The sequence below is a fragment of the Streptomyces sp. MUSC 14 genome (assembly GCF_001866675.1).
GTDB lineage: Bacteria > Actinomycetota > Actinomycetes > Streptomycetales > Streptomycetaceae > Streptomyces.
In genome coordinates, this window is record NZ_MLYN01000034.1 from 98,863 (window position 1) to 110,419 (window position 11,557).

At 69.2% G+C, this 11,557-nt stretch carries 10 protein-coding genes; 6 read left to right on the top strand and 4 right to left on the bottom strand.

The genetic code is table 11. The features are described from left to right. Positions 1-519 precede the first annotated feature (519 nt). A complete protein-coding gene (locus tag BIV25_RS21920; protein ID WP_071374074.1) occupies positions 520-828 on the top strand; it encodes a hypothetical protein in 309 nt (102 codons plus the stop codon). A gap of 224 nt (positions 829-1,052) precedes the next feature. Further along, entirely contained in the window at positions 1,053-2,117 is a 1,065-nt protein-coding gene (locus BIV25_RS21925; protein ID WP_071374075.1) for a LacI family DNA-binding transcriptional regulator, read from the top strand. Here the strand turns inward: BIV25_RS21925 and BIV25_RS21930 are convergent. Genes BIV25_RS21930 through BIV25_RS21945 form a run of 4 tightly spaced genes read right to left on the bottom strand, consistent with a single transcriptional unit; the run spans position 2,080 to position 6,704 of the window. Then, positions 2,080-3,483: a glycoside hydrolase family 32 protein gene (locus BIV25_RS21930; protein WP_071374076.1), complete on the bottom strand. Its 1,404-nt coding sequence runs from the start codon at positions 3,481-3,483 to the stop codon at positions 2,080-2,082. The genes BIV25_RS21925 and BIV25_RS21930 overlap by 38 nt on opposite strands. After that, positions 3,480-4,334 (bottom strand): carbohydrate ABC transporter permease, encoded by an 855-nt coding sequence (locus BIV25_RS21935; protein WP_071374077.1) that lies wholly within the window; start codon positions 4,332-4,334, stop codon positions 3,480-3,482. The genes BIV25_RS21930 and BIV25_RS21935 overlap by 4 nt, the downstream gene beginning before the upstream one ends. 13 nt (positions 4,335-4,347) lie before the next feature. Then, the gene (locus tag BIV25_RS21940; RefSeq protein ID WP_071374078.1) at positions 4,348-5,298 is read right to left on the bottom strand and encodes a carbohydrate ABC transporter permease; all 951 of its coding nucleotides are present in this window, start codon (positions 5,296-5,298) and stop codon (positions 4,348-4,350) included. Continuing rightward, positions 5,295-6,704: an extracellular solute-binding protein gene (locus BIV25_RS21945; RefSeq protein ID WP_071374079.1), complete on the bottom strand. Its 1,410-nt coding sequence runs from the start codon at positions 6,702-6,704 to the stop codon at positions 5,295-5,297. The genes BIV25_RS21940 and BIV25_RS21945 overlap by 4 nt, the downstream gene beginning before the upstream one ends. Positions 6,705-6,917: 213 nt before the next feature. Here BIV25_RS21945 and BIV25_RS21950 point away from each other — a divergent pair, with 213 nt between their 5' ends. The 4 genes from BIV25_RS21950 to BIV25_RS21965 all read left to right on the top strand — a co-directional run bounded on the left by BIV25_RS21950 (position 6,918) and on the right by BIV25_RS21965 (position 10,996). Next, positions 6,918-8,501 carry a GH32 C-terminal domain-containing protein gene (locus BIV25_RS21950; RefSeq protein ID WP_071374080.1) on the top strand — a complete coding sequence of 528 codons (1,584 nt, stop codon included), beginning with the start codon at positions 6,918-6,920 and terminating at the stop codon, positions 8,499-8,501. Positions 8,502-8,699: 198 nt separating this feature from the next. Continuing rightward, complete coding sequence (locus BIV25_RS21955; RefSeq protein WP_143076686.1) at positions 8,700-9,035, top strand: hypothetical protein; 336 nt, start codon at positions 8,700-8,702, stop codon at positions 9,033-9,035. Positions 9,036-9,303: 268 nt separating this feature from the next. Then, positions 9,304-10,098, top strand: a complete 795-nt coding sequence (locus BIV25_RS21960; RefSeq protein ID WP_071374082.1) for a HisA/HisF-related TIM barrel protein — start codon at positions 9,304-9,306, stop codon at positions 10,096-10,098. Between the two features lie 409 nt (positions 10,099-10,507). Beyond that, complete coding sequence (locus BIV25_RS21965; protein WP_079176807.1) at positions 10,508-10,996, top strand: GNAT family N-acetyltransferase; 489 nt, start codon at positions 10,508-10,510, stop codon at positions 10,994-10,996. Positions 10,997-11,557: the final 561 nt, after the last annotated feature.

The window sequence follows — 11,557 nt, forward strand, 5'->3', positions numbered from 1 at the left end:
GCAAACACCGGAGCAGGTCGGGCAGGCCGCCGAGCGCGAGTGCGGTGCTGGACGCCTGTGCCCGGCATTGCAACCGTCATCGCCTGCACAAGGCCCGGGGACAGCTTCCACCCCTCGTCAAACGAACCCGCGGCACCACCGACCGACCTGGCCGCGCGCCGACTCCTGCGCACCCGAGTACGAGGCGGCGCCTGCACCACACCGGCACCACCGGCTTCCACTTCGCCTCCTGCGGAACAAGAGGCACAGGCTCCCGCAGCGCATCGGCGTGCGGGGACTGGATGCCTCGGCCGCGCCGAGAGTGTGGTCATCGGACCTGGATGCGGTCGGCTGCGTCTGTGACTCATCCACCCGACGGCGAGCGGCGCGCTCGTGCTGTTCCAGCAATCCCGCGAATGCGCATCCGTTGGGGTGAGGTGGATGCGGTCGGTCCGGAACCCCGAGGGAACTGGCCCATACGGTATGGGCACAGAACATCCCTGAAATGACGTGGGAGAAGTCATGAGAACGCTCGGTCGTATGCAACGCGTGGCCTTGGCGGCCGGCGCCGCTCTCACCCTGTCTTTGGGACTGCCCGCCATCGCTGAGGCCGACGCCACAGGCAGCTTCATCTACGCGAACGTGAACGGCGAAGAATCCACGCTCCGCAGCTTGGAAGACGGCGTGTGCTATCCGCTGGACAATGGTACGCACACAGTGGTCAACCATACGGACAGGAGGGCCACCGTCTTCCCGGAGTACGGCTGCGTCGGAACTGCGGTCACTCTGCCGAGCGGTTCGGCTGTGAACGGCGCCTCCTTCGCTGTACGAAGCGTTCGCTTTGGCTGAGCCGGTCATTTCAACTGGCGCAGGGGCTAACGGCGGACGCCATCCGGTCCGGCCGGGTCCCGGACGACATGGCCGGGGCACCAGGCCCGGCATGTCAGAACGAGAGCGTCTTATGAGGCGCTCCACGAGGCACCTCATCACAACGGCCCAGACAGAGAGAGCGCGTGGCGCGGATAGGGTGGATGGTGATCGACAGGGACGGCTGAGCGAGGGCGGCGGACGGCGTGGGTGGTGCCGAGGACAGCAGGAGCACGGGCACCGGGCGCCCCACGTCACGGGACGTCGCCCGGCTCGCCGGTGTGTCGCACACGGCGGTGTCCTTCGTGTTCAACGGCCGGGCCGAGGGCAACCTCTCGCCCGCCACCCAGGAACGCATCCGGCAGGCCGCCGCTCAGCTGGGCTATCGCCCCGATCCTGTCGCCCGCGGTCTGCGTCGTCGCCGTACGGCTGTGATCGGGCTGGTCACCGACGAGATCGCGTCCTCACCGTTCGCCGGCCGACTGCTGCGCGGCGCCATGGAGACCGCCTGGGGCAGTGACCATCTTGTCCTCACCATCGACTCCGGCGGTGACAGGGCCAAGGAGGACGCGGCCGTCGCGGAACTCCTCGACCGGCGGGTGGACGGCATCATCTACGCTGCCATGTCACTGCGCCGAGTCCGTGTCCCCGAAGGCCTGCACCGCACCCACTCCGTGCTCGCCAACTGCCTGCCCGAGGACGACTCGCTGCCCGCGGTCGTCCCGGCCGAACGCGCCGGCGGCCGTACCGCGGCCCGGCTGCTGCTCGGCGCGGGCCACCGCCGGCTCGCCATGATCGGCGGCCAGGACGACATCGCCTCGGCCGAACGTACCCGCGGCTTCCGGGACGCGCTGCGCGCCGAGGGCATCACCGTGCCCAAGGAATGGATCGTGCGCGGCGGCGGGGAGATCTCCGCCGGGTATGCAGGGGCGCTGCGCCTGCTCGACGGGGTTGAGCCGGGCCACCGCCCCACCGGCGTCCTGTGCTACAACGACCGGGTCGCGGCGGGGGTCCTGCACGCCGCGGCCAGGCTCGGGATCGATGTGCCCGCCGACCTGTCGGTGGTCGGCTACGACGACCAGGAGCACATGGCCGCGTTCCTCACCCCGCCGCTCACCTCGGTCGCGTTGCCGCACAGGGCGATGGGCGAAGCGGCGGTCGGGCTGCTCCTGGACGCCATCGGCACCGGCCGTACGCCGCCCGCGACCATCCGGCGTCTGGCCTGCCCTCTGGTCAGTCGCGCCTCCGTGGGTCCAGCGCCCACCCGGTGACCCGGGCATCCGGCCCGTTGACCACCAGTTCGGCGATGTCGTCGGGGCGCCGGTAGAGCCGCTCGGTGACCATCGTGCGTTCTGCGACGAAGAGTTCGAGGAGCGAGCCGTCGACGAGCAGCCGGAGTGTGAGTTGCGGCCTTTTCGGTACCTGCACGGTGATGGGTGCGGAGCCTTCCCGGCCGGTGCGGGGCCAGGCGCTGCGGTCGAGGATGACGGTTCCTGCGGCGGGATCCGCCCGGACGGTCAGTTCCCGGCCCGACGCGTTCCGGAGCAGGCTCACCGTGGTGGGGTGGTATGCGGTGAGCGTCAGGTCGTATGTCTGCGGAAGCGGAAGCGGAAGCGGAACCCGGCCCGGCGCGGTGACGAACGGCTCGGCAGCGCGCAGAAGGTCGAGTTCCGGGGCCGGACGGACGCGCAGTGATCCGTCAGGGTGCACGTCGAGGACCCGGGGTGCGGTGAGCACTCCCGCCCACCCGGCCTGGTCCACCTCCTCGGGTGGACGCGCCTCCCACGACCAGCCCCACAGCAGCGTGCGGTCCGGCTCTTGGAGTACGGCGGGAGCGTAGAAGTCACGCCCCTGGTCGAGTCGGCCGCCGGTGCGCGTCACGAACCTCAGCCCGTCCCGGGTGTCAGCCTCCAGACGGCCCGTCAGATATCCGGTCGAGCTCGGGTCTCCGTCCCACAGCGACAGCAGAAGTACGTGGTCACCGCTGCCGGCCGCGTACAGCTGCGGGCACTCCCAGCCCACCGCCCTGGCACCGAACGCGCAGGCGGCTACCGGGTCCTTGCCGTCCAGCAGCACACCGGCGAACCGCCAGTCGGTCAGATCGTCGCAGTCGTAGAGCAGGACCGACGGCGTGCCGTCGGCATGCCCGGCCCCGACGAGGGCCCAGCGCCTGTCCGCGCAGCGGAAGACGAACGGGTCGCGGAACATGACCACGTCCAGTCCCCGCGGCGGCCCTGCCAACACGGGCGTCGGCAGCGGCTTCCACTCGGTCAGCCGCTCGTCGTCCGGGTCCGCCGCCCGCGCCAGGCAGATGGTGCCGAGACCGGCGTGGTCACGGTCGATTCCCGTGTATACGGCGGTCGGTGTACCGGCGTCGTCGACCACGCATCCCGACCAGCAGCCGGCTTCGTCCGGGCCGCCGGGCGTCGGCGTGAGGGCAACCCGGTGGTGCTCCCAGTGGACGAGGTCGAGGCTGGAGGCGTGGCCCCAGTTGATGTCGGAGTGGACCGGGGCGCTGGGGTTGTACTGGTAGAAGACATGCCGGCGTCCGCGCCACCGGAACGGGCCGTTCGGGTCGTTGATCCAGCCGGTCGGCGGGCGCACTCGAAAGCGGGGCGTGTGGGGGTCGTGGCTCACCGGTTGACTCCTGCCGAGGTGATGCCCTCGCGAAGAGGGCGCTGGCCGACGACGAACACGGCGACGGCGGGGAGCATCGACAGCACGACCCCGGCCAGGACCACCGAGATCGACCCGGTGCCGAGATTGCCCTGCAGGGAGACCAGGCCCAGCGGAAGGGTGTAGTTCTGGCTGGAGGTCTCCAGGATGAGCGGGCGGAAGAACTCGTTCCAGTGGTAGTTGAAGGCCAGCACGCCGACGATCGCCAGGCCGGGTGTGGCCAGCGGCGCGTACACGGAGCGGAAGATCCTCCAGGGCCCCGCGCCGTCCAGCATGGCCGCCTCGCCCAGGTCCTTGGGCATGCCGAGGAAGTACTGGCGCATCAGGAAGGTGCCGAAGGCGGTCGGGAAGGCCGGGATGATCAGGCCGAGGAGCGTGTCGGTGAGGCCCATCGACTTCAGTACCAGGAACACCGGCACGATGGTGACCTGCAACGGCACCATCATGGTCGCCAGGACCAGGCCGAACAGAGGCTTCTTGAAACGGAACTCCAGGCGCGCGAAGGCGTATCCGGCCAGGCCCGCCGTGATCATCTGGCCGGCCGCGATCAGCGCCGTCACCAGCGTGGAGTTCAGGGCAAGCAGCCACACGTCGATCTGCTGGAAGACCCCGCGGTAGGCCGCGGTCGTCGGGTGCGTAGGGATGATCTGCGGGGGCAGGTCGAAGGACTGGGCCGGAGTGCGCAGTGAGGTGGAGACGGTCCAGATGACCGGGCCGAGCGTCAGCAGGGCGCACACGGTCAGTCCGGCGACCCGGGCCCAGGGGGCGAGTGAGTAACGTACGCGACTCAGGGTCGGGGTTGTTTGGCTCATGCGGCTCACCGGCTCACTGGTAGTGGACGAAACGCCGGCTGAGCCGGAACTGGAGGGCGGTAACCGCCATGATCAGCACGAAGAGCAACACGCCCACCGCGGACGCCTCACCGAAGTCGAGCTGCTCGAAGGCTCTCTCGTAGATCACCATCACCACGGTGCGGGTGGCGTCGCCGGGTCCGCCGTCGGTGAGGACGTAGGGCTGCTCGAAGACCTGCAGGGCGTTGATGATGCCTACCACCGATGCGACGAGCAGCGTGGGCGACAGCAGTGGCAGAGTGATGCCGAGGTGCTTGCGCAGGCCGGTCGCGCCGTCGAGGGCGGCGGCCTCGTGGATCTCCTTGGGGATGTTGTTCAGACCGCCGACGAACAGCAGGAACGAGAAACCGAACTGCTGCCAGACATAGACCAGGATCACCGTGGCCATCGCGGCGTGCTCCGAGGTCAGCCACGGCACGGGCGCGACGCCGACCAGGCCGATGAGCCAGTTCACCACCCCGAAGTCCTGGTTGAACAGGTACTTCATCACCACCGAGATCGACGCGGCGGACAGCACCAGCGGAAAGAAGAACGCCGAACGGAACACCGATCGCAGCCACACCGGCATCCGCCCGTTCAGCGCGAGCGCCAGCGCCAGCGCGATCAGCAGTTGCAGCGCGACCGCGAAGACCATGAAGACGAGCGTGTTGCGGAAGGAGACCAGGACGGTCGAATCGGTGAAGGTCGTGCGGTAGTTGGCGCCGCCGGCGAAACGGGGCGGGTCGATCACGTTCCAGTGGAACAGGCTCAGCACGATGGACCCGATGATCGGCACGACCGTGAAGACGACGATGCCGACGACCGTGGGCGCCAGGAACAGTGCGGCCAGCAGCCGGGTGCCGCGCTCGCGGACGGAGGGCCGTACGGCGACGGCGGGTGGCGTGGCGGGCCGTGGACGTACGGCCGGGACCTTGGCGTTCATCATATCTCACGCTCCATGGCCTTCTCCAGGTCGCCCTGCATCCGGCGCAGCGCGGGACGCACCGCACGCGGCGAGGCCAGCGCGGTGCCGGTGTACTTGAGCAGGACGTCGGTCACCTCGGCGACCTGCGGCGGCGCGGGGATCGGCCCGGTGTCGGGAAACCGGTCGAGGGTGTCATAGAAGACCTGCCAGTGCGCCGGGCCGCTCGCGGCATAGCGGGTGGCGTTCAGCATCGAGCGCCGGGCCGGGGTGGTCTGGTTGCTCCGGAACAGCCGGGTCATCGTGTCCTTGCGCACGGCGTACTTGATGAACTCCCAGGCCGCTTCCTGCTTCTTCGAGGTGCGCAGCAGCGCGTAGCCCGCCGCGCCGAACTGGTGGCGCTGGGTGCGCCAGCGTGGGAAGTACTGCACGTCGTAGTCCGCCGCCCGCATGCCGGCCAGACGCAGGCCGCCGGCCCAGAAGCCGCCCGCCGGCGTGACGCCGACGCGGCCGGTGGAGAACACGCCGACCAGATTGCTGCCGTTGCCGCCCTCGGGCCGGGTGCACAGGTTCTCCTGGACGAGGGAAGCGAGATAGTCGTACGCCTCCTCGACCCGGTCGGCGGTGGCCTGCGGGGTCGTCCAGCGGAAGCCCCCGCCGCGCCCCTGCCGGTCGGCGGCCGGGTAGAAGGTGTCCCACAGCCATGCGCCACCGGGCGCCTTCGACTCCTTCAGCAGGTTCGTGCCGCCCGCGAAGAGCCAGGGCACCACGCCGCCCCACAGCCGGTTGGTCCAGAAGTACGGCGTGAAGTGCGTATCGCCGGCACGTTTCATCTCCCGCAGCAGCGCGGTGAAGTCGTCGCGGCTCCAGTCAGCCGCCGGGAAACCCGCGCCCGCCCGCTTCAGCACCTGCTTGTTGAGGTACATGTCGGCGGCGTTGAACTCGATCGGCAGCTGGTAGAGGCTCCCCTCGTACATCATCGACTCCACCAGCGAGGGGTGGACGTCGGTGAAGTACTCGCGCAGCTGAGCCGCGTCCCGCTTGACCCACTGGTCCAGTGGCACGCCGAGCCGTCGGGCGAACAACTGCACGCCCTCGGTGGCCACATAGACCAGGTCGGGCGCGGTGCCCGCGGCGATCTGGGTGAGGATCTTCGCGAAGAAGTCCGACCAGTCGACGGCCTGGACCGCGTTCACCCGCAGCGGGATGTCGGGGTGGACCCGGTGGAAGCCCTCGGTGAGGGCGTCGACGGCGGCCGGGTCGAAGGCGGAGCCGAGGGTGGCGACGACGAGGGAACCGTCGTCGCGGCCGGGGATGTCGGTTCCGGTGAGCCGGTCCCAGCTTGCGGCGGTAGCGGCCAGGGCGGAGGCCCCCGCCCCGTACGCGCCATACCGCAACAGAGTGCGGCGGAGGAGGTGCGAGTCGGTCATCGAAACAGGCCTAACTCGTGTTAGATCAGGGTTGATGTCCCAGATGATGTGAACCGGGCCACAGGCCTGTCAAGGGCTGGGAGCGCTTGACCTTTAACGAGTTAGGTCTACATCCTCGTTCACACGAGCCGCCTTCTCCGCCACCTACGTCGCGAGCCGCACTCGCGTGCGTCACGGGCCCTTCATGGGCCGTCACGAGAGGAACGATGCGTCATGCCCGGAACGTCGGGGATTTCCCGCAGAGTGTTGTTCGCAGGTTCGGCCGCGGGCACCGCCGTCGCGCTGCTGGCCCCCGGACCGGCAACGGCCGCCCCGAAGCCCAGGACGACGACCAAGGGCAGGGCCAAGGCCGCGGTGAGCGGCGCGAGTTACCGTGCCGCCTATCACTTCACCGTCCCCGACCAGTGGAAGAACGACCCGCAGCGGCCCATCTGGATCGACGGCGAGTACCACTACTACTACCTCTACAACGCCGACTACTTCACCGGAGTCGTCGGCACCGCCTGGCGTCTGGCCACCACCAAGGACCTGGTCTCCTTCACCGACCGCGGGGTCGCCGTGCCCAAGGACACCACGCCCAACGGCAACCTGTGGTCGGGTTCGGCGGTGGTCGACACCGGCAACACAGCCGGCTTCGGCGCGGGCGCGGTCGTCGTCATCGTCACCATGTCCCCAGGGGGCGGCACCGACCACCAGGAGCAGTTCCTGTACTACTCGACCGACGGCGGCCGCACCTTCACCAACTACGGGACCGACCCCGTCCTGCCCAACCCGGGCGTCGCCGACTTCCGCGACCCCAAGGTGATCCGCGACGAGGACCGGGGCCGCTGGGTGATGGCCCTCGCCGAGAACGACAAGATCGGCTTCTACCACTCCGACGACCTCAAGTCCTGGACGTACACGGAAGGTTTCGTCCACGACGGCATCGGCGTCCTGGAGTGCCCCGACCTGTTCCGCATCACCGCCGACGACGGCACCGTCAAGTGGGTGCTCGGCGCGAGCGCCAACGGCAAGAACTCCGGACTGCCCAACACGTACGCCTACTGGACGGGTTCCTTCGACGGCAGCGCGTTCACCGCCGACGCGAGTGCCCCGCAGTGGCTCGACCACGGCTGGGACTGGTACGCCGCCGTCACCTTCGAGAAGCGGGACGCGAGCGGCGCGCTGGACGTCGCTGCCCGGTATGCGATCGGCTGGGTGAACGACTGGGACTACGCCAACACCACCCCCACCATCGACTGCGACGGCTTCAACGGCACCGACTCCATCGTCCGAGAAGTCACCATGAAGAAGGCATCCGACGGCACCTACTACCTCGCCTCCCAGCCCGTCGCCGGCCTCGACTCACATGTCTCTCGCACCGTGAACCTGGGCGACGTGACCGTCGACGGCACGAAGGTACTCGACTACACCGGTATCTCCTACGAGGTGACGACCGAGATCGCCTGGACCCAACTCATCGGCGCTGGACTGCAGTTGCGGCGCTCGCCGGACGGCGGTCGGCACATCGACGCCGGGATCTACGACAACTACGCCTTCCTCAACCGACGCAACACGGTGAACGCCGACACGTCCGGCAAGTGGCAGGAGAGCCACACCCCGTTCGACCCGTCCGCCGGCACAGTGAAGCTGCGCATACTGGTGGACCGGACGTCGGTGGAGATGTTCGTCGACGACGGCCGCTACGTGCACACCAGCCAGGTTTTCCCGTACCTGCTGGACACGCGGCTCGCGCTGTTCACGATCGGTGGCAGCGCGGTGTTCCGCGACATGGTGATACGCGAGTTCTCGGTGTGACGGCGAGCCGAGTCACGTGCGCAGCGTTCACGACGCGGAGGCCTGGAGCTCGCCATCTCCATGGAGATGGTCCTGGGCGCCGCCCTGACTCGCGCCGGCGCCCCTCTTCCTGAGCGGGCGATGGCGGAAGCTGCGGGGGGGGAGTTCGACGGGTTGAGGTCCGTGACGCTCAAGGGGCCCGTTCACGGTGAGGCCCACGTGCGCAACCTCTTGGCGGACGGTCAGGGGCGAGTGACCGTGATCGACCTGGAAGCGTTCCGCTTCGATCACCCGGAGTGGGATCTGAGGGTCACGGCCGTGCAGCATCACGGTCTCGGGCGGCAGACCGGTGAACAGTGCACCGCCTTCGTGCCCGCCGCCGGACGGGACCGGTACGACTGGCACGGGTACGAGACACCACGCGCTCTGAAGGGGTTCGCGATGACGGTGTGGCTCATGCAGAACGGGCAGGAGGATCAAGTCGCGGCGGACGAGTACCGGCGGCTCCTGGCCGGCCTGCGCAACGGCAGCCCCTGCAACTGGCACCCCCGGTAGCCCCCTGATGCAGGCGCCGTCCGACTGGTCCTGCCCGAATGCTGCCTTCGCGCGGCCGGTGCGCTGCAAGCCTGTGCCAGACAGCGCAGCCCGACTCGTCGGGCGGCCGGGGACAGCCCGATCACGGACGGCACGGTGGCGGTGTCGGTGAGCGGCATTTTCGGGCGAGGGGTGGCCAGTTCGCGCCGTATACGGCTGGGTTGGGCGTACCTACCGTGTTGCCGGAGCGGGTGGGGGTCTTCGGCACATGCTTCGGGAGGGGGCGGCGATGCCGCGCGTGTCGCAGGATGCGGACTCTGTGCGGGGGACCGGTGCCGGGGCCCGGTTCGATCTCTTTCCGTCGGTGCATGTGGCCGGTGGACGGGTGGTGCATCTGGTCGGGGACGGCCAGGTGCCGGAGCCGGACCGGAGCGATCCGGTCGAGGCAGCGCTGGCCTTCCAGGAGCAGGGGGCCACGTGGCTGCACCTGGTGATGGCCGAACCGGCGCACGGCACCCCAAGCCTTGAGCAGGCCCGCCGTGTCATTGAGGCCGTGAGCATCGACGTGCAGCTGATGTGCCGGGCCGGCGTCGACGACGAGGCCGCGCTCGAACGGGTCCTCGCCACCGGATGCGCCCGCTACAACCTCGGCCGCAGCGCCCTGACCGACCTTGACTGGTGCACTGCGGCGATCGCCCGGTACGGCGAGCGGGTCGGCGTCAGCCTGCCCGTCCGCTGGACCGACCACGGCCCGCGCCTGGCCGGCCCCGGACAGGGCACGGACGCGGGAGACCTGTGGCAGGCCCTCACCGTCCTCGACGACGCCGGATGCGGCCGCTACGTGGTCACCGACGTCAGCCGGGAAGGAAACCTGTCCGGCCCCAACCTGGCACTGTTCACCGAGGTGTGCGAAAGGACCGGCGCAGCCGTGCTGGCCGCGGGCGGCATCGCCACCCTGGACGACCTGCGCGCTGTCGCCGCGCTGGCCCCCCACGCAGTCGACGGCGCCCTCATCGGCCGCGCGCTTTACTGCGGGGCCTTCACCCTGTCCCAGGCACTGGCCTGCGTAGCCACGAGCGTGTAGCCGGAGCACCCGTGTCATTGAGCGGCTGGCGATCCTTTTCAGCTGCAAGCACGGTCGACGCGGTCACAATCGGGCCACCCGCGATGACTGTGCGTGGCTCAGGCGTCTTCGGATCTTCCGTCTGAGCGGGAACGCGCACGGGGAAATGGCGCATTCCGGTCGGTGAACGATGTCGGAAAGCCGTGTGTGGGAGAACCGCGTGCACGGACTGATGCGGCGGGGACTGGAAACGGAGCGCGCGAAGCGCCACCGCGCCGGTTCCCGACAAGGGACGCCGTCGCGGACGACGCCGGCAGTGATGTGATCGATCGGGTCCTGGGCGACTGGTTCCCGGCAGCGCTGCAGGAACGCCCGCCCGTGCGGCGGACCCGCAGCACGAAGGCACCCCCCGGTGCGAAATACTCTTCCAATGAGTTCACGTACTTCCCCGGTCAGTCAGCCGGTCACGATACGGAGGGCCGTCGCGCGGGATGCCAAACGGCTCACGCGGCTCGTGCGTGGCTCAGGCGCCTACGAGGGTAAGTACGCATCCGCAGTCGCGGGCTACCGTGTCGGTCCTGATTACATCGAGGCCCACCGCACCTTCGTAGCCGCCGCCGACGACGAGCATGGAGGCCGGGTCCTCGGGTTCTACTCGCTCGTCGTCGTTCCACCGGAGCTCGACCTGCTGTTCGTCGCCGACGAAGCGCAAGGGCGGGGTATTGGGCGGATGCTCGTCGCGCACATGCAGTCCGAGGCCCGTTCCGCCGGGCTCGACCGTGTGAAGGTCGTGTCACATCTTCCCGCCGAGGACTTTTACCACCGCGTCGGCGCCGTGCGGATCGGGACCGCGCTCGCGAACCCGCCCGCCGTGCTGTGGGACCGTCCCGAATTCGAGTTTCGCATTCCTCCGGAATGACGCGGTATGCCGATTCGCAGGGCTTCGCCTGCATGGTGGCCGGTATGCAGGAGCCGCTGTACACCGCGCGTTCCGTGTGTTCCGTCGTCTTTGCCCTGGTGGGGGGGATCGCCCGCGCCAGCGGCCCCTCCTGGCGACCTTCTCGTCTGCGGCACTCTCGGAGCCTTCGAAAACGCGTACACCTCGGCTTGCTCCACACGCGATCGAGTTCGGTCTGCAGGGGTGGCTGCTGACTCCCGTGCCCGACCTCGATGCCTGCGGGGGCCGCGACCGGAACCGGGGACTGTGCTGCCGGGCTGTGGCTCAGGCGCCGATGATGACGGGGATGACGAGGGGCTATCGCCGCCAGTTGTTCCACGCGCTCAGGGAGCGGCTCGCGGCCCGTGAGCGCTGGTTCCCGATCTGCGATTCCAGCTTCAGTTCCTGTTCCTCCCGGTCGCTGTCGTCGCCGGTGACGACCCGTTCGACGTGCCCCTGGCTGCCCGAAGGTGGCCTTCGCGCTCGTGGAACTGTTGGGCGGCGGTGTAGTGGATCGCGTCCCATGAAGTGGTGTAGCCGTGC